The organism is Haloarchaeobius amylolyticus (assembly GCF_026616195.1).
GTDB classification, from domain to species: domain Archaea; phylum Halobacteriota; class Halobacteria; order Halobacteriales; family Natrialbaceae; genus Haloarchaeobius; species Haloarchaeobius amylolyticus.
In genome coordinates this window covers 220083-238380 of record NZ_JANHDH010000003.1, presented here as the reverse complement: position 1 = coordinate 238380, position 18298 = coordinate 220083, and the positions used below count along the sequence as shown (strand labels likewise).

The following is an 18298-nucleotide window of genomic DNA, read 5'->3' as shown; positions in this document are numbered from 1 at the left end:
AGAGTGACACTGTCGGTCGAGAGTTGGCCGTGGTCTTCCCCACACGACAGGTTCATGTAACTCCCCCAATATCTATGAGGGCACCGACTCAACTTCTCCTGACTGCATGCCAGGAAGGGGGAGACACGGCGGCACGATTTCGGGGATGGTTGCGGCGGTGGTGTCGCTCATCGCGATTCTCCCGAAGGTGACTGTTCTCCCGGCGATACAGATCCTCGATAACTCCATAACGGCCGTGTTGGTCGCGATATTCACGGCCGAGTTCACCCCACTGGCAGGCATGGGCTTCCTGATGCTGGTGGTCTACATCGCAGTCTCCGGGTTCTTCGTCGAAGAGTCCGGGAGATATTCGAACACACGGCGGGAAGCGCTCGCACTTGTCGTCGGCGTGGCGTACGTTCTCTTCTCGGTGGTGTTCTGGAGAGAACCGGTCGATACCCTCATCTCGGGATACGGCTTGCTCACGTCGATGGACCGGGCCCTTCTCGGGGCTGTGTCCGCGCCCCAGATCGCCTGGGCCGCGGTGTTCGAGATGGAGTCCCTGGTGAGGGCCGCGCTCGAACCGGTGTCGAGGGTCTGGACCAGACCACCGGGGCGGCCGGTCCGCTGGCCCTTCTATCTCTTTATCACGTTCACCACCATCGTCGAGATATCGCGAACGACGGACTGGCTCGCGGAGACGACGCGACCGGTCCGGGTCATGGTCCGTCTGGTCGCGGCGACCATCGCACTCGTCTACGGGCTCATCATCGCGCACAACTTCTTCCCCGGGCCGGATACGCTCCCCTGGCGGTCCATCACCATCGGGTCCTGGTTCCTGTTCCATACGCTCGTCTCGGGCTGTGTCCTGGTCGTGCTGCAACGCGCGCTCGAGTACGAGTCGGGGCCGGGCCCGGTGACCATGTTGATGATATCGCTGTTGATCGGCACCCTCATCGCCGTCCTCGATGGTCTGTATCCACTCCCCGAGTTCCTGTTGCTCGGTGGGGTAATCGTCGGCACCCTCGGTCGCCAGGAGCGGGTGAGAACGCGCACGCTCGATGTCCAATCGCGAGCGGTCGACGTGATAGGGAAGGCGATGGAGCAGCCGACGAGGCTGTTCGAGATAGCGATGGTCTTCCAGGGCTTCCTGCTGGGCGGATGGTTGCTCTGGCTGTTCGTCTCCGGCTTCGATGGGTCTCTTCTCGGAGCTGGTGGTTCCACCCTCGTGGCGACGTCGCTGGCGGTGTTCCTGCTGCTGCCAATCTTCCAGGCTGCCATCTACATCATGTGGTTCTGGGTAGCTGAGATCCTGCGGGCCGCCACGGTCGATGGGGTATCGGCCACCGGTCCGGCATTGCCCCCCGACCTGCTGGTGTTCCCGACGCTCGTCCTCGGCGGGTACTTCACCGCAGGGAAGCTGTTCGACATGCACCCCGTCCTTGGGTTGCTGGCGCTCGCTGCCATCGTCCTCGGCATCGCCGGGATGGTCCGGGTGATGCGGAACCGCCACCAGCAGGCCGCGCTTCCGGAACCGGTAGACGACCATTCGGTTCCGATTGCATTCACCATCCTGATGGGTGGGCTCGGGGTGGTCGGAGAGATCTCACCATCGCCGTACGCATCTGAGGGGTCGTATCTGCTGCTTCTCGTGGTCACCCTGGTCCCGTTGTATCTGTTCCCGGCGGTTCGCCGTCGTGGAGTTGGCCCACTCAAGGGGCGACCGGGCAGTGCGATCATGCTCGGAGGTATCGGTATCGTGGCTGGCCTGTATCTGGGTAGGACAGCTGTCCTTGAACTCCTGAACTCTGGAATCATCGGTGTCGCGGCCTACGTCGTCGCCCTTCGACTGTTCATCTCGGACGTCGTCACCGACATCCGGTCTTCGGTTTGAACCGGCCATCTGTCCCTGAGCCCGCCGAAACTCCGTCCCTGACTGGCGTTCGAAGCATCTCACGACCGGGCCGACTATCACCCACACGAGGGCTGTATTGGAGACCCATGATGACGCTGCATCACCAGAAGGCTTCACCAGCAGTTCGAGAACTGGAACCGAGCAGGTCTGCCGTCGGGTCGACGGCATCGATGGCCTGCTCGAAGTGAGCTCGGGTGATGACGATGGGGTCGTCGTTCTCGGCCTCGATGTCGGTTCGCAGGGCAATCATCGCGGCTTCGTCACAGACCGCGGCGATGTCGGCACCCGAGTACGCGTCGTCGGTGCGGGCAGCGAGCCATTCGGGGTCGACGTCGTCGGCCAGTGCTCGGTCCGCCGTATGGACCTTGAACACCTCTCGGCGGCCACGCCGGTCCGGGTTCGAGACCTCCACCTGCACGTCGAACCGCCCGGGCCGGCGAAGGGCAGGGTCGATCATGTCGGGGCGGTTCGTCGCCGCCATGACCACGACGTCTTCGAGGTCGTTCATCCCGTCCAGTTCCGAGAGGAGCTGGTTGACGATGCTGTCCGTCAGGGAGGAACCGTCGCTGTAGCCACCCCTGCTCGGGGCGATGGAGTCGAACTCGTCGAAGAAGACGACGGTCGGCGAGGCGTCTCTGGCCGCCGAGAAGACCTCCCGGATGAAGCGTTCGGATTCGCCGAAGTACTTGTCGAACACCTCTGGGCCGTTGATAGGGATGAACGCGCTGTCGGTCTCGTTCGCGACCGCGCGGGCGAGCATGGTCTTCCCGGTGCCCGGCGGGCCGTGGAGGAGGATCCCTGTGGCCGGGTCGATGCCCAGCTGTTCGAAGCGGTCCGGATAACGTCGAGGCCATTCCACGACCTCCTGCAGCCGTTGTTTCGCGGTCTCGAGGTCCCCGATGTCGTCGAAGGTCACGTCGGGCGTGTCTGTCTCGTCGATGAACGAGATATCATCGCCGGTGGTGACTGGCTCGCGGGGCTCGTCATCCTCGAAGTCGGCCCCGTCGTCATCCTCGGCTTCATCGTCCTGGTCCGACCCACCGAAGAGGTCGCCGAGGCTGCTCTCGTCGTCATCCTCGAGCCAGGATGGTTCGGACCCACCCGGCAGGTCCGGGTCCCCGAAGGTGAAGTCGTCCGTGAGCCGGGAGCCCGCATCGCTCTCGCTTCGCTCATCGACGCCACGCTGGCGCGCGACCGTCTCGAACGCTGCGATGAGCGCATCCTGGTCGATGGTCGGCGTGTCGTCTTCAGCGTCTGCAACGGCGATACGTGCCGCATGCTCGGTGGCGACCACCAGTTCGGCGGTCGAGAGCCCACCGGTCAACTCGGCGCAGAACTGGAGGTCGACATCCGTTCGGTCGGCGTCGAGTTCCAGGTCCGACTCGGTCACAGCGGCGAGTTCACGATGCAGGACGAGGCGGCGCCGGTGTTCGGTCGGTCGTTCGAGACCGACCAGCAGGTCGATACGCCCGGCACGGCGGACCGCGCGTTCGACGTCTGCGAGTCGTTGGGCGACCGCGATGACCACGACGTCCTCGTCGCTCTCGTCGATCCGGTCGAAGCCGGCCCTGAGAGCGGTCGCGATCTGGGAGGGTCGCCCGTGGTCGTCCGACCGGACCCCTGGTGCGATGGTGTCGAAGCTCTCGAACAGGAGCACGCACCGACCGGAATCGAGCGCCGTCGACACGAGACCTTCCAACTCCCGGGCGCATCGGTCGGGGTCGCCCAGGGACAGGTCGCTCGGTGTCACCTGCAGATATGGGAAGTCCATCTCGCCGATGATGGCCCTGGCGAGCCGTGATTTCCCGACGCCAGATGGGCCGTAGATGAGTACGCCGCTGGCTCCGAGCCCGGCGAATCGGTCGTCCCGAGCCGGTTCGACGACCGACTCCTCGAGCCGTCGGAGCCGTTCTTCCAGCCCATCGATGGACCCGAACCCTGTCAATGGTGACTCCCGTAACGGTCGCCACTGTTCGGGGGTCGCTCCCGCGACGTGGTCAGCATCCCCACCCGACGAGTTGTCCCTGCCGGTCATTCGATACACTCGTCACGGTGCCGGTACAAATGCGTGTCGGGCGATCCAGCGCCCCGGATGCTCGGGCAGGTGGGAGCGGCGGCCAGACGATGCGGAGAGGTGTTGCTGGTCGAACATTTTATACGGGTATTCGTCGATAGTCACGCCAGAGATGATATCGCGGCGTCAGGCACTGCGGCTGGGGGCGCTGACCGCGGTCGGTGGCGGAATCGTGGGAGAGCTATCGGCCAGGGGAGAGACGGTGGGCTGGGACGCTGTGACCGACGAACTGGAACCTTCTTGGACGGCTGTCGGCGAGGCAGGATGGACAGAGCGCTGGCGACGGCAGGTCGATGGGTCGCCAGCAACCGTCGAGGTCGATAGCTCGGGGACCTGTTGGCTAGCAGGTGAGTCGTCACAGGGGGAGCAAGGCTGGGTGGCTTCTGTCGATACCGCCGGGGAGCAGACGACAGGTCGCCGCATCAGTGCCGGCGACAGGGAGGGAAGCCTCCGAACGCTGCTGCCGACCTCATCAGCCCCCATCTTGGCAGGGGTGACGAGGGCTGAGTCACGTAGATCCCGGGCGTGGGCAGTCGCGATGAACACGGACCAGACCGTCCGCTGGAGGCGCCAGTACCAGCCGAGCCCGCACTCCTATGTCATCGAGGCTATCGAATCAGATAGAGACGGAAGCGGGTATCTCGTGGCTGGCCGTCGCGAATCGTTCCAGTCGTGGCTCGATTCAGCCTGGCTCGCGAACCTGTCTCCGGACGGGACGCTGCGCTGGAGTCGGACGTACGATGCGGCCATCTCCTCGGTCGATGACCTCGTCGTCGGGCGGGATGGGCAGGTGTTCCTCGTCGGCGGTCTCGACCGGACGGAGGGCGTCGGGACCGACGCCGGTATCATCGCTCTTCGAACAGGGGGGACCGCCTGGCGCCGCACCTACCCCGCGTGGTGGTTCACCGACGCGATTACGGCGGGGACTGGCGCGAACAGTGAGGGACTCGTCACCGTCGGGTTGACCGATCCCGACGCCGGGCCACGGGCGGGCGTGATGACGTATCTCGACGAGCAAGGCCATCCGTACTGGTGGCACGAGTTGCGCGTCGACGGCTACGACGCCAGTCTGAGTGCCGTCCACCCCGTCGAAGGCGGCTATGTAAGCCTCGGAGAACTGGAACCGGACGAGGAGGAGGAGGACACGACGGACATCTCGTTCCTGCTGACGGTCGACGCCGAAGGTGAGCGGTCGGTCGGCTACAGGTTCTCACACGCAGTAATCGATGTCGCGTTCGGGGCCGATGGAGGACTGTTCGTCCTCGGTGAGAGGGACGGTCGAAGCTTCCTGCGGTCGCTCGGTCCGCCGTGGAGAGAAGACGAAGAGCAAGCATCTGCAGAGAGAAGAGGGGAACTCGATACCAACCGTCGCGGTGACACTTCACCGAGGTTCGCATGAGGGGACCGTCGCTGATTCCCATCGGGCGGGCGCTGGCTGGGCGCCTCTTCCGCTACGTCACCCCCGATAGATTCCTCGGCGTGGTCACCGGGACGATTCTGGCCTGGAACACCGTTCCGTCTGTCTCGGGTGGTGCCCTGTCTGAGTGGCTGGCACCTGTCGCAGACGTCTTGCCTCTCGAGTCGATACCGTTCCTGCTGAGCGTGCTCCTGTTGGGTGCCATCCCGGTCGCGTACCTCCCGCGGGTATACATCGGCTCGCTATATCGTCCGCTCGATGAGCATCGCTCGGCGCGGTATCTCGCCAGCGCGTACATCTTCGGGTTCGCGACGCTCTGGTACGTCTGGTTCCTCAAGATAACCTACTCGACTGTACCGGCGTACGTCCCCGAACCACCGTCTGGTGTCTTCACGTGGTACATGATCCTCGGGTTCGTCCTCTTCGCCGGCCTGTTCAGACGGATAGAGGACCGGTCGGTGTTCGATACCGACCACTACCTCACGTATCCTTTCGATTTGATGTCATCTGATTTCCAGTCGGAACTGGACACGCTCGCGCAGAACCAGCGTACTCGGCGTCTCGCCGCGCTGTTCATCGAGGTGGCAGGTATCTCGGTCTACATCCTTCCCGCCATCTTCTTCGGAGCCTTCATCGGGATACTCAACCTCTACTATCCACTCCTGGAGGTGCTTGCGATACTGGGCCTCGTCGGCCAGTTCCTGCTTCGAAGCGAGCGGACGCCAGCCCCCGACTCCAGACTCGGCGGAATCTTTCAGACGGTCACCGATATCGATTCGGGCTTCTATCGGAATCTCGGGCTGGCACTCCAACCGCGTGCACTGTCTATGTTCATGGTGATACTCTTCACCGTGTTGCAGTCCCTGATTCCGCTCTTCCTCTGGGACGGATACGAGACACCCCTCGACGGCCTGTACCTCGGTGAGATAACAGGTGCGTATGGCGCGATGGTCGAGTTGAAGACGTTCCCGGCGGTCGTGTACAGTCTGGAGAAGACGGGCGACCTGCTCGTCTGGTTCGCACTCAGCTTCACCCCCCTCATCATCGTCTGTTACAGCCTGTGGTTCTGGTACCATGCGATTCGACGCATCCCGTCACTGCTGTATCACAGTGGGGTCGACTACGCTGAACTGGACGTGTCGATGGTCCAGCGACGTCCACCCACCTCGCGGCCCGTCGGACTGTTCCTCCCGTTGGCCATCATGGCTACGGCGTGGCTCTCTCAGCGGTTCACGTGGGGTGAGCCGTTCTTTCCGCTATCGCTCGCCACGAGAGAGTTCGGGTTCCTCTTCGTCTGGGGAACTGCTGCGGTGTGGCTCTGCTGGACGGTCCTTCGGACCATCGAGCGGCCAACCCGTCCAGCCAGGAGCCCGATGCTCGAGCTCTACCTGCCGTTCGTGATCCACACCGTGATCATCGCCGATATCTCCTTCGACAGCTTCGGAGGAGCACCGATGTCCGGTCACCTCTCGATTCTCGGTCTGGTGTTGTTGCTCTACTACGGCGTCCCCCGGTTGTCGACCGTGATAGAACTCCCGACCAACCAGCGAATCCTCGCGGGTTCCGTGGTCGGGGTCGGATTCTTCGTCGTGGGACTGGCAGAACTGGACATCTGGACCAGCATGGTAGCTGGCCTGTCGATGATGGGTGTCATCATCGGTGCCGGCGCGATGCACGACGAAATCGAGTCATCCGAGGAGTGAGAGTCGTCTATATCCAGCATCAGAGTTCCACTCTGATCCGGTGAGGGTGCCTCTCTCGAGCAAGTCTCTCGGTGACACTCTAGGCGGCCTGTTCGGTGGGAGTTCAGTGCGAAGGAAGAGTCATGCCTTCGTCGACTTCGACGGGGACGACGGCAGAGTTCGATACTGGTAACCGAAACATCTAATCGAGAGAAGATGGATTGTTGCGATTACGATGTCCCTCTCCGATGCGTTCTGGGTGGTTCTCGGGAGTCTCGTCATCGCTGCCGGGTCCACCATCGCTGGCCTGTACGCCTTCGAGGGACGGGTGGCACTGGTGATGGCCGGGTTCTTGCTGTTCACCTGGGGATATCAGCTGTCCCAGCACGGGGTCCACCGTGGAGGCATCCGGTTCGGCGGACTGGAGACCTCACGTCTGATCCGGCGGGCAACCCTTCTTGTGATAGGCTGGATCGGTATCGCCTTCGGCGTCACCTTGTTCGCACAGACAATCTTGGACCCGAGCCTGTCGAACGCGGCGTTCTCCGGTGTCTCGAGCATCGGGGGCTACATGTTCGCTCACGTCGGCATCAACGGCGTCGGGTTGGGACACTCCCTGATCGGCGGCACCATCGACGACCTCGAACAGCGATTGGGTGGCGATTCCGAACGATGAACGACAGCGTCACGAAGCGGTGGGTCGGGTTCCTCCTGGGGATGTCACTGACATCGGCCTCCCTCTCGTCGGGGTTCATCTGGGCCTGTGGGTCGGCGTGCATCGACGACCCGTTCCTCTGGACAGGCGCCCGCCAGCCGCTCATGGTGTTCGGAGCAGCACTCGCGGCATGGTGGGGATACCTCCTCGCCCACTACGCCATCACCGGTGGCTTCATCGACGATTCGGGCTACGGAAGCGACACGCTGACAGCGTCGAGCGACGCTTCCACCGGGGACGAGCAGAGCGCTCGGCAGTGGCTGGGCGTGCTTTTCGGAGCGGGTGTGCTCGTCGCCGGGATGGTGGTCGGTGTGGTGTACATCCGCCAGGGGAACCACCTATTGACCAACGTCGGCGGGGTACTGTTCCTCGGCGGGTATGCGATCGCCCACTACATGGAGACCGGAGACCCGCTGTGAACTGTAGCCTGTTCTGATTCCCGGACAGCTACAGTATCGACACCAGCGCCAGTGCGACCGAGATGACGTCGAGCGAGACGATGGTGACCAGCAGCCGGTCGTTGATGGGCCACTCCGGAGCGCTGTCGAACCGTTCGTACTGCTCCAGGTCCCTGTCGAGTCGCCCGTCGTCGCGTTCCTCACGCTCCTTGCGGAGCTGCTTGGATTTCTCGAGGACCATCCGGCGATGGATCTGCCAGAACGAGAAGTACACCCAGATGCTGATCACGGCGATGTAGACGAGGATGGGGAGTGTGTAGCTCAGTGCCCAGACGAGGCCGTCGACAGAGGCCGTCGCCGTCGTTGTGACCTCGCTGCTGACCCGGAGTGGGTCCCGGATGCCCTGGACCTGAAGGCGGTACATCAGATACACTCCCGCGATGACGAGCAGGACGTTCACCCGGGTCGCGAACCTGCCGAAGTCCTTGAATCCGCCCGCCTTGTCCTCGTGGGCGGGGTAGTACCGGAGCGGCGGCGGTGACGGGGCATCGTCCATCTCGAGCCATTCGGCGTAGGTCACACCGGAGAGCAGGCGGTGGAACGCCCAGACCAGCACGATGAACTGGACCGCGACGATGACGATGAGGACGTCGACGGCCAGGGTGACCAGGAGGGCGATCAAGGCCACGGGCGAGATTCCGAGCGCGTCACCGTACTCACCGAGCATGAACGGACCCGCGCCATGGAGCCAGATGAGACAGAACTGGGCGACGAAAAGCAGGCTTATCAGAAGCGCCGTCGGGATCCCTTTGACGTGGCTGTTCAGCGTCCGGATCAACTGCCGATAGTACCGCTGGTAGGACCGGAAGACCGGGTCATCGAGGGCTGCCTCTGCCTCCTCGGTATCGGGGATGCTTCCGTCCGGTTCGAGCGCAGGATAGATGCCGTTCGTCGGGATCAGATGGGTCTGGTGCAGGCGTCTGAACAGTGACTCCGTCCGACGCATCCCATCGTAGACCAGGGGGCCCGTGACGTACAGCATGAACAGGAAACCGGACGCGTAGACGACGTTCGCAGACAGATCCTCTATCGGGACCGTATAGACACGATAGAGCGAGAAGACCGTCCCCGCTGCAAGGGCGACCCCACCGCCGTAGACGGTGACCATGCTGATCACCCGTGATACCTCTTCTGCACCGGTCGATTCTTCCTCTCCGATATCGCCCAGGGAGCTCACGATGACGCCAACGAGGAGGAGGATACCGAGCCAGATACCGAGTTCGAGCCCGAAGAACAGTAACGGGAACCCGGGTGAGAACTCGATGAAGGCACTCAGCCCCTCGACCGAATCCGAGAACTCACCCATAATCAGGAGGACACTGGCCACGGACAGGACTATCAGCGGTGTGTGTTGTAATCCGTAGGCCAACACCTGTCCGACGAGCCGGCCGAACCGGGAGGTCTCGGAGAAGGAGATGAGAAAGGGCGGCTCGGCGGTCTTCCTCGGATCGAGGTCACAGAACTGATGGAAGAAATCGCCCTGATCGTCGTCGGTATCGGTCCAGACCGACTCTGTGTACAGCGAGCGACGATCGGAGTCCATGTAGATGACGTTTCGTGTACGTTATATTAGCGTGGTGGCCAGTTGGATCGTCTCAGTTGATTATCCCTGCGACCTGCAGCAGAATCCAGGCGTTCGATGCGATGGCCGCCGAGGTGAGTCTGGCGACTGTATCGGTCTTGATCGGCCACTCCGGGAGGTCTTCTATCGCCTGCTTTGCGGCGATGAACTCGCGGATATCGCTCGACGGTTCCTGTTCGGTCGGTTCAGGGCCCGCCGAATCGAACCAGAGGTCCAGGTCGTCACGGTACTCCTTTCGAAGCTGTTCCAGACGTCGTTGTTTAGAGGCGACCATCGCCCTGTGCAGACCGTACTGGCTTCCAACCAGACCGATAACCGGCAGCAGCGAGAACAGGAACCCGATACCGAGATACAGGGGTGTGGGCCGTCGAAACATGAACACGGCGGTGATAGAATACACCAGCAGATACAGGATGAGAGCCTTCAGGACGATGTCCGCATACGGGGCCAGTCCGAGGTTGTCGTGCGCACGGGTGATGTCGAGCCTGATGTGCACGCCACGAATCTTCACCAGGAAGTAGATGCTTCCCACGACCACGATCCAGGCGACGAGCACGCCCACGAGTACAGCGATGAGGAGGGTTCCGGCGAGGTACAGTCGCATCGCGAGCGGAAGCGCGCTCCACGAGAACCCGAGGAAATCAGAAAGCTGCGCCGAGAACAAGACAGCTGGGAGAAGTACGAGCGTTATCGAGCCGAGGAGAAAGAAGAATGCGACCGGGAGATGAATCCGCCTGTCCGCTGGGCGGGCAGCGTATGGAAGTGGCTCATAGAGGCGCTCGACCATCCCTCCCAGGAGGTGATAGTATTCCACGTCGGTCATCACGAACGACTCCCGCATCTTGGCGATGACGGCCACGCCTGTCCGATCGAGGTAGAGGACCGTGAGACAAGCGAGGAGGAGATCCAGATGGAACGTGTAGACGTACGCAGACGAGAGAAACACGCCCTGGAGTCCGTAGAGCCTGCTGAGAACCCATCCGAGCATGAAGAAGAGACCGACAGCTGCTGTAATCACGATGGTCGACCGGATGCCTCCACCCAGGCGTCTGGTGAGACTCACCTGTCTGTGTAGATTCTGGAGTTCATCCAGTGATTCGGGATGGTGGAGTCTGTCCCAGACCCAGGACTCTCCCAGCGCCCTCGTTTCCCCTCCTTGCATCGTGGGACGATAGTCTGTCGATTCCTATAGAGGTTCTGGGCGGGGTTGCAGGACCGCCACCAGAGCAGAGAGTCTAGTTCTGTACCGAGGGGGACACTCGTCTGAACAGGCCCAGCCAATCCATGGATAGCCTCTTGAAGACCGTAGGGGGCCACTGTATCCAGTGTTGAGCCATGAAGTAGCCTTATATCAAAGCAGACTGAAAAGGTTGGTAGATAAATGAGTCTGTGGAAACGGAATATCGTGGTCGTCCTCGCACTGGGATTAATCGTCAGCCTCGTCGCGACCCCTGCTGCAGCGGCGGTCGACCTCACCGTCGAAACGAGCTATCAGGGCGTGGAGGGTGACTCACAGGCCGTGAGCACGACCGTGACGATTACTCCCGATGGACCGACGATGAAGGATATCCGGATAGAAATCGATGAGACGAGTTCTTCGTTCGTCGATTTCAACTCGTTCACGCGCACCACGGAACCCGGCACTGCCGACATCAACATCACCTACCAGGGGGACGGAGTCTACGTGGTGGAAGAACTGGAACGTGGTGAGACCATCACCATCACCTTCGAGGCCTATCCACGAACAATCAAGGCGGAGTCACTCGACGTCGCAACGATACAGATCGATTACGTCCAGAACGGGCAAGATCTTGACGCCCGGTCTCGCGCAAGTGTGTCGCTGGAGAACTCGTCGTACTTCGCGCTACAGTCCGAGCAATCGGAGGTGGAGAGCCTCTCCGAACAGGTTGACGACCAGAAACAGACGATTTCTGGGCTGGAGAGTGACGTCGAAGCGAAGGAGGAGACGATCTCGAATCTCGAATCGGAGAACGCCCAGTTGAAGACCGAGAACCAGCAACTCCAGTCACAGGTCGACTCCGGGAATCTGTGGGGCCTCATCGGCAAGGCCCTCTCGGCCCTTCTAGTTCTGGGGCTGGCAGGGTCTGTCGTCTACTGGTATCTGATCAATACCGGGGACCTCGAAGGACCTGAAGAGAGTTCAGGTGGGTCAGATGATGATTTCCTGGAGGATTGACCCAACAGGCGGGTTCGGTTATCGGTAGATCGGGAGAAAAGGATTACCGATTAGTTATTCTGGTAGTAATCCTGAACCCGGTCATCATCAGGGAAGAGTTCAGGATAGGCGTGTTTCCGGATGACGACCCCGTCGGTGCAGTCCGGACCGAGATGCTCACTGACGTTCTTCGTGGTGTCCAGGTAATCCTCGTTGATGACACCGAACTCGCTGGTGTTCTCGAAGGATAGCGGTGCAAACAGCGAGAGGAATCGAATCGAGTGTCCTTCGGAGACGGCGATGGTCTCTTCCCGTTCGTCCGCCTCCGTGTTGATTCTGTTCCCGATGTCCATCCCACCTTCGAGCGGGAGGTCGAGTAGGTTGTCCACCTCTTCAGTGCCTCGGTTATCGGGGTGCGTCAAGATACAGAGAAGCTTCGAAGTGTTGGTCGGATCGCGCTGTGGCTGGTCCTGAACTGGGTCACCGAAGAGGGCAGCTTCGTTGTTCAACAGGCTGTTCAGCTCGTTCGCCACGGTTGCTTCGTCGATGAACCCATCGGCAACTAATGAGGCGATACTGGAGTCGTCGTCGACGTGTGAACGCTCGAGGTTCTCGATGTCCTTGAGTGGCAGACGGTAGTCACCACCCGCACGCTTCGGGGTGGTAATCTGGTCGCGACGTCTGCCGAGGTTCTCTCTGTGGGTCCGGAGTTTGTTCTGCTTCGTCGACTTCTGGTCGCGTTGATCTTCGATAACCTCGTTGTCGATGTATGATTCGTCCTGCTTGATGGACTGACGTGCGGCTTCCTTCCAACGGGCTGATTTCTCCCGAAGTGCTTCGTACTTCTCGAACTCGGCGTAGAGACTGTTTATCTTCTTGTAATGAGTCTTGATCTCCTCGACCTCTCTTTTCAGTCGAAGCCTCTTGACCGGCCACATCGTGTTATCGAAAGCCGACTTCTTCTGCTGGCCCAGTTCACTGAGGAACTGCTTGAGTTCGCTCTCCCATCTGACCTCCGCACTCCGACTATCCAGGTACTCGAACTGGTCCGGGGTCTCCATGTGCTCCCGAATCTCCGCATTGTATTCGTTCCAGACCTTGTTCACCCGGTGTTTGAAATCGTGTTCGATGATGGTCTGTTCGACCGACTGTTCGACCAGACCACAGAAGAACCGTTGGACGATATCCGACTCATCGAATTCTCGGATGAGGTTCTCTTCTGGATCATCGGCGTCGAAGTCCGGAATCGGTTCCGGGTCAGGCATCTCCGCACTTGGATCATCGAGAATCTCCTCGATGTTCTCCTCGAGAACCTTCTCGATGGCTTCGACGTCCACCTCTGGGTCGGCGTCGACATCTTGTAATGCCCCTCGCGGGCTGAAGATGGTATGCTTGGAGTAGATACGGTCGATGAGGTCGATACTTATATGTTCAAGATCTTCCGCGGTAGGTGGTGAATCTGGCTGTAGGTCGAGTCGTTCGACCTCGCGCAGGAAGTCGATGGTCTCCTCGTGCCCGGTAATCTCCTCGTCCAGTTCTTCGATGTCGGTATCGAGGGAGTCTATCTTCGACTGGAGTTCGACGAACTCGCGGGCTTCCTCAGCCGGAGCCCGGAGTTCGACGCCGTTGACGGCGAACAGCTTCTCCCCGCTCATCTTGTTCGTGTCGGGGAAGTTATCCATCGACTTGTTGGCGACGTAGTAGATACTGTTCGCCACTATACGGTTCATCTGACGGCGATAGGGACGGTTCTGTCCGGAAGACTCCTCTTTCTCTGACTCCCTGAATCCGGTCATCAAGTACATGTCGAAGAGGTTCCCGTCCCAGTCGATGGCATCGTCGAGCGAGACATCGTTCTCCAGTAGAATCGATGGTGAACTCCAGGAATGGTTGGTTTTGGTAAAATCGTTGACCTCCTGCAGCTCACGGATCGCGGTATAGGCGTTGGCGAAGAAGGTGCTTCTGGCCTTCGGTGGCATCGACAGATTCGGTAGATTGTCTAGACGTGGAAGTGATCCAACCCCACCGATGGAGAACGAAGCGCCTTGGATTCTGCTGGCCGCATTTCGTGCCATCGCCGTGATGAGGAGGAAGGAACCACTTCCGGTGCCCCCACCGAGCGAGTTGAGTACCCAGATATCGATCTGGTCTGCCCCGGAACCATCTCTGAAACTGGACTTGAAATCGGAGATATGTTCCTCGAGGCTCTCATCGACGTCGGCATAGTTCTCGCTCGAGTCGATGTGGTACCGTGCCAGTGGTCGATTCCGACTGACACCTTGGTAGTTCCCGAGAGTGAATTCAGGATTCAGATAACTGTACTCGTTCTTGTGTGTCTCCCACTTCTGATCCGAAGGCTCGTCGAGTTCGATAGGACGAGTTCGGTCCGGCGCCTCTTCGTAGAGGTCGTCCTGGTTCGTGTCGATGCCGATGAAGCCGAAGTTATCCAGTGCTCCGTTTTCCTCGACAACAGACTCGATCTCGTCCAGCATCCGGCACCCCGCCTTGCCCACTCCAATACAGATTGTTGGCCTCATTCGTCATGTCTCCCAACGAAGGGACAACTGATAATGATTATGTCCATATCAGTAAGAATTACACGGGTCTTGGTAGGTCGATGGAGATAATCGCAGAGACCTGTCCCATTCGGAAGAATCACAGCGGGACTACCCGTTCCATCGGTCTGTTAATCCACAAAGCGATGTGTCACAGTGCGGGGTCGAGTTGGAGACCGGTTTCCAACCGGCACCTCACCTTGTCTCTCTCGTTCTCGGGTGAAACGGTCAGTAGATGAAGTTGTCGGAGGCCTCGCCCGTCCGTGATTCGGTTGCTGCGACGGACCGCCGCTCGTTGACCGAGTCTGCGTCCTCCATCTTGCTCACGGACGTCTGACCGCGACGGAGGATCGCCTTCGCCTGCGGGTCGTTGAACGTCCCTTCGAGGTTGTCCAGAAGCTGGCTCGCGACGGCGGTGTCGCCTTCGAGTCCTTGCTGGAAGCCCTGTGCGTGGACGAACTTTGCACGGACAGATTCTTCTTCGCCGTACTTTGCAGGCTCGTCGGTGTAGGTGACCTCGAAGGAGTCCTCCGAGACCACCTGATCGTCGCTGTAGAGGGTGATATCGGCAATCGTCTGGGTTTCGTCGAGTGCGCCACCGGAGACGTCCATCTGTAGAACGACCTCCTGTTTGTTCCCCTTCTGGATGTCGGGCAGATTAATGGTCACGTCCGTTCCACCCCACTCAGCGTCGACCTGTTGGATCTGCGGCATCCGACGATAGACCTGACTGATCTCAACGCCATCCAGATCCAGTTCGAGCCGCGGATTTGCGAGTGACACTTCACCGGCTTCGTAGACGGTGTCGTTGAAGAACTGCATGATCTGGTTCGCCTCCGAGAGGTGGTCCCACTCACCCTGTGAGGCCTCTCCGATGACCCGGATGATGTCTTCGTCGTAGTGGGTGCCGAAGCCGGCGGAGATTATCGAGAGACCTGCATCGCCGAAATCGCTCGCCAGAGTCCCGAAGGAGTCGACATCGGTCATCCCGGTATTCGGCTCGCCATCAGACAGCAGCAGGATGCGCTTCGCGACAGTGCCAGCATCGCCGAGGTCTTCGATGGTGCTACGGGCCAGTTTAAGACCGTCCTCTATGTTGGTGGCCTGTCGGACCTCCAGCTCGTCGATGTAGTCCTCGATCTCGCCTGCAGAGGTGTCACCAAACCGGACTGGTTCGAGGATGACCTCCGCGTTCGACGAGAATGCGACGATACTCACGTGGTCGTCGGGGTTCAGTTGGGTGAGAACCGAAGAACAGCCCTGTTTCGCCTGGTGTAGAGGATCGCCGCTCATCGACGTACTCACGTCGATACAGAACGCGATGTGTCGAGTCGAACTCCCGCCCTGACCCTGAATCTCGTCGGGATCGACATCGATCTCCCCGTAGACCGCACCCCCATCCGGACTGATGTACGGCCTGTTCAGCCGTGCTTCAAGTTCCATGCAGGATGAAACTGTTCAATGATTATTAATACTTTTGGCGAGCTAACAGGTTTGCTCGGTGTCCATGGAGACCCGGGCAGCATCCTGCCTCCTTCCAGACTGGCACAACAGTAATGTCGTTGGGATTATCTTGTAAATACAACAGATGATGTGGGAACCGGATGCCGGCGAGGTCCTGAACTCCCGGTACGAACTGGTGGAGCGCATCGGCGATGGCGGGTTCTCAGTGGTCTGGCGAGCCCGGAACGACCGAGGGGACGTGGTCGCAATCAAGCATCCGAACCCGAACGCTGGTAAGTCACAGCAGGCCATCGAGAAGTACTTCCAGCGTGAACTGAACTCACTTCAGGCGATCGAACAAGCCGGTGGACATCCCAATATCATGTCCCTTCATGAGACCTTCACCGAGAAGGGAACTGAATTCATGGCCGTCGAGTACGTGGATGGGCAACTGATGGAGGAACTGGCGGGGATGGGCGATCACAGCCAGGTGGTCGATATCGGTATCCAGACCTGCGATATATTCTCCCATATCCACGATTTAGAGCTGGTCTACCGGGACCTCAAGCCCGACAACATCATGATCACCGACAGTGGGCGTGTCGTCCTCATCGATTTCAACACGGCCAGACATCGAGCCCGCTGTGGTGAGTGCGGACAGACGATCAACTTCGATAACCTCGACAGTGACCACTGTCCGAACTGTAACGAGGAACTCGATTCTGGCACGGTTATCCGTGCCGGAGCGAGAGGACAAAGCAAGTACAAGCCTCCAGAGGTAGCGAATGCGGTGGGTCGCCAGGGTCCCTGGTCGGACGTCTATTCCATCGGGAAGTTGCTCAACTTCCTCCTGCTGGGGTTCGTACGACCGCTACCTGGGCGGAACCCGCAGGAGGACCACGACGACTGTCCGAATTTCCTCGGTGAGATAGTGGTTCGGGCGACGCGTCACGACCCTACAGAACGGTATCGGAATGCCAGCATCATGAAGCGAGCCCTCGAGAACCAGACCGCAGACCCGACCCTGCCGGAAGCAGTGCTGGAGAACCTCGAGACGGGTCGACGCCTGTCTGTCGGACCCGGTGATACCATCGGCCGGAAGAACTCGTCGGGGCCCTACTCGACCATCGAGATCGACGACCCGACCGACGAGAAACTGATATCGAGAGTCCACGCACGGTTCGACATCAGCTCCGAGGGCTGGATAATCGTCGATCAGAGCAAGAACGGAACCGCGATAGACGACGGGAGTGGCTGGCGGCCGATCATCGCGGAGGATTCGTACGACGGGCCTGCAGAGGATGCCCCGCCACAGTATTCGGTACTGGAGGAAGGAACGAAGATCGGAATCCATCGGCCGAACGACGGGGAGCAGTTCGTCTTCCACACCTGATCGCTTCGGCGGAGTGATGACGTCTGGTGGGTCGAAGACGAACTTCGCGGAGAGGGTGTCAACGCCGTAACTGTTTTGATGGCACGAGTTGAACCGGCTGTTATGACGGTCCACTGTCCTTTCTGTCAGGACGATATCGAACCCAACGATGGTGACCCGTTCTGTCCGGACTGCGGAAACCCGATTCCAGAACTGCGAGACCAGGCGGACAGCGAAGAGGGCTCAGATGACAGCCCACCGGCCGGACATCCCGCCGGCGACGTCGACGACCCTGTCGACGAACCCGAGGTGGATGACAAGAACGATGAGGAGAACCGTCCCGCCGATGATGGTCCAGCCGACAAAGCGGTCTGTCCCTCCTGTGATGAACCGGTCGAGCCCGACTGGGCAGCCTGTCCCTACTGTACGGCGGACCTGAGTCAGGATGAACCTGAGGCTCTCGATGCGTGCCCGAACTGTGACTACGAGGGCATCGACGAGCGGATGTCCATCTGTCCGCAATGCCAGCAGTCACTACCCGGCGGTGCAGGGTCGGATTCTAGCGAAGACGATGGTGCGCACCCAGCCGACACGCCGGATAAACCATCGGTCGGTGATACGGTGTATCTGGACTTCGAGAGAGCCGGGACCATGGAGGCGAAGGACGGGACGAGTCTCGGATCCGAGATCCGTCAGCATCTCAACGACCACGGGGTGTCGACCAACGACGCGATGCGAATCAGCCGCCAGCATCTTCTGTTCAAGAAGTCAGGGGGGCATTTTCAGGTCGTCGACCTCGAATCAGCGAACGGAACGGAGCTGAACGGGGATACGATGGACCCGAATCGAGAGTACGAACTCGACGAAGGCGACGAACTCGTCCTCGCAGGGACCGGTGAAGCGACCGTCCGGTTCGGGTGATGGTCCTCG

Annotated in this window: 13 protein-coding genes; 8 read left to right on the top strand and 5 right to left on the bottom strand. The window is 60.3% G+C overall.

Annotated elements, in window-relative coordinates; all coding sequences use genetic code 11:
* Positions 1-106 precede the first annotated feature (106 nt).
* Positions 107-1873, top strand: coding sequence for a hypothetical protein (locus tag NOV86_RS18795; RefSeq protein WP_267643328.1), 1767 nt, complete (start codon positions 107-109; stop codon positions 1871-1873).
* 121 nt (positions 1874-1994) lie between these two features.
* On the opposite strand, the gene NOV86_RS18790 is transcribed toward NOV86_RS18795, so the two are convergent.
* A complete protein-coding gene (locus NOV86_RS18790; protein WP_267643327.1) occupies positions 1995-3929 on the bottom strand; it encodes an AAA family ATPase in 1935 nt (644 codons plus the stop codon).
* Positions 3930-4080: 151 nt separating this feature from the next.
* Here NOV86_RS18790 and NOV86_RS18785 point away from each other — a divergent pair, with 151 nt between their 5' ends.
* The 4 genes from NOV86_RS18785 to NOV86_RS18770 all read left to right on the top strand — a co-directional run bounded on the left by NOV86_RS18785 (position 4081) and on the right by NOV86_RS18770 (position 8201).
* The gene (locus NOV86_RS18785) at positions 4081-5367 is read left to right on the top strand and encodes a hypothetical protein (protein WP_267643326.1); all 1287 of its coding nucleotides are present in this window, start codon (positions 4081-4083) and stop codon (positions 5365-5367) included.
* On the top strand, positions 5364-7088 hold the full coding sequence (locus tag NOV86_RS18780; protein WP_267643324.1) for a hypothetical protein: 1725 nt from the start codon (positions 5364-5366) through the stop codon (positions 7086-7088). Before NOV86_RS18785 ends, NOV86_RS18780 begins: the two co-directional genes overlap by 4 nt.
* Before the next feature lie 214 nt (positions 7089-7302).
* Positions 7303-7743, top strand: coding sequence for a hypothetical protein (locus NOV86_RS18775; RefSeq protein WP_267643323.1), 441 nt, complete (start codon positions 7303-7305; stop codon positions 7741-7743).
* Positions 7740-8201, top strand: coding sequence for a hypothetical protein (locus tag NOV86_RS18770; RefSeq protein WP_267643321.1), 462 nt, complete (start codon positions 7740-7742; stop codon positions 8199-8201). The genes NOV86_RS18775 and NOV86_RS18770 overlap by 4 nt, the downstream gene beginning before the upstream one ends.
* A 28-nt stretch (positions 8202-8229) precedes the next feature.
* On the opposite strand, the gene NOV86_RS18765 is transcribed toward NOV86_RS18770, so the two are convergent.
* Together NOV86_RS18765 and NOV86_RS18760 are read right to left on the bottom strand one after the other, a co-directional pair.
* Positions 8230-9783 (bottom strand): hypothetical protein, encoded by a 1554-nt coding sequence (locus tag NOV86_RS18765; protein ID WP_267643320.1) that lies wholly within the window; start codon positions 9781-9783, stop codon positions 8230-8232.
* Between the two features lie 52 nt (positions 9784-9835).
* Positions 9836-10984 (bottom strand): hypothetical protein, encoded by a 1149-nt coding sequence (locus NOV86_RS18760; protein WP_267643319.1) that lies wholly within the window; start codon positions 10982-10984, stop codon positions 9836-9838.
* 243 nt (positions 10985-11227) lie between these two features.
* On the opposite strand from NOV86_RS18760, the gene NOV86_RS18755 reads away from it, so the two are divergent.
* Entirely contained in the window at positions 11228-12019 is a 792-nt protein-coding gene (locus NOV86_RS18755) for a hypothetical protein (protein ID WP_267643318.1), read from the top strand.
* 50 nt (positions 12020-12069) lie between these two features.
* Here NOV86_RS18755 and NOV86_RS18750 read toward each other — a convergent pair whose 3' ends face one another.
* Positions 12070-14490 (bottom strand): tubulin-like doman-containing protein, encoded by a 2421-nt coding sequence (locus tag NOV86_RS18750; protein ID WP_464379897.1) that lies wholly within the window; start codon positions 14488-14490, stop codon positions 12070-12072.
* 291 nt (positions 14491-14781) lie between these two features.
* Positions 14782-15996: a vWA domain-containing protein gene (locus tag NOV86_RS18745; RefSeq protein WP_267643316.1), complete on the bottom strand. Its 1215-nt coding sequence runs from the start codon at positions 15994-15996 to the stop codon at positions 14782-14784.
* 145 nt (positions 15997-16141) lie between these two features.
* Between NOV86_RS18745 and NOV86_RS18740 the strand changes: the two genes are divergently transcribed.
* Entirely contained in the window at positions 16142-17389 is a 1248-nt protein-coding gene (locus tag NOV86_RS18740; RefSeq protein ID WP_267643315.1) for an FHA domain-containing serine/threonine-protein kinase, read from the top strand.
* Positions 17390-17491: 102 nt separating this feature from the next.
* Complete coding sequence (locus NOV86_RS18735; protein WP_267643314.1) at positions 17492-18289, top strand: double zinc ribbon domain-containing protein; 798 nt, start codon at positions 17492-17494, stop codon at positions 18287-18289.
* Positions 18290-18298: the final 9 nt, after the last annotated feature.

Excerpts from the sequence above, each read along its gene's own strand:
- NOV86_RS18795 (WP_267643328.1), top strand. The coding sequence starts at position 107 with ATGCCAGGAAGGGGGAGACACGGCGGCACGATTTCGGGGATGGTTGCG.
- NOV86_RS18760 (WP_267643319.1), bottom strand. The coding sequence starts at position 10,984 with ATGCAAGGAGGGGAAACGAGGGCGCTGGGAGAGTCCTGGGTCTGGGAC.
- NOV86_RS18790 (WP_267643327.1), bottom strand. The coding sequence starts at position 3,929 with ATGACCGGCAGGGACAACTCGTCGGGTGGGGATGCTGACCACGTCGCG.
- NOV86_RS18785 (WP_267643326.1), top strand. The coding sequence starts at position 4,081 with ATGATATCGCGGCGTCAGGCACTGCGGCTGGGGGCGCTGACCGCGGTC.
- NOV86_RS18735 (WP_267643314.1), top strand. The coding sequence starts at position 17,492 with ATGACGGTCCACTGTCCTTTCTGTCAGGACGATATCGAACCCAACGAT.
- NOV86_RS18775 (WP_267643323.1), top strand. The coding sequence starts at position 7,303 with ATGTCCCTCTCCGATGCGTTCTGGGTGGTTCTCGGGAGTCTCGTCATC.
- NOV86_RS18770 (WP_267643321.1), top strand. The coding sequence starts at position 7,740 with ATGAACGACAGCGTCACGAAGCGGTGGGTCGGGTTCCTCCTGGGGATG.
- NOV86_RS18750 (WP_464379897.1), bottom strand. The coding sequence starts at position 14,490 with ATGCTGGACGAGATCGAGTCTGTTGTCGAGGAAAACGGAGCACTGGAT.
- NOV86_RS18780 (WP_267643324.1), top strand. The coding sequence starts at position 5,364 with ATGAGGGGACCGTCGCTGATTCCCATCGGGCGGGCGCTGGCTGGGCGC.
- NOV86_RS18740 (WP_267643315.1), top strand. The coding sequence starts at position 16,142 with ATGATGTGGGAACCGGATGCCGGCGAGGTCCTGAACTCCCGGTACGAA.
- NOV86_RS18765 (WP_267643320.1), bottom strand. The coding sequence starts at position 9,783 with ATGGACTCCGATCGTCGCTCGCTGTACACAGAGTCGGTCTGGACCGAT.
- NOV86_RS18745 (WP_267643316.1), bottom strand. The coding sequence starts at position 15,996 with ATGGAACTTGAAGCACGGCTGAACAGGCCGTACATCAGTCCGGATGGG.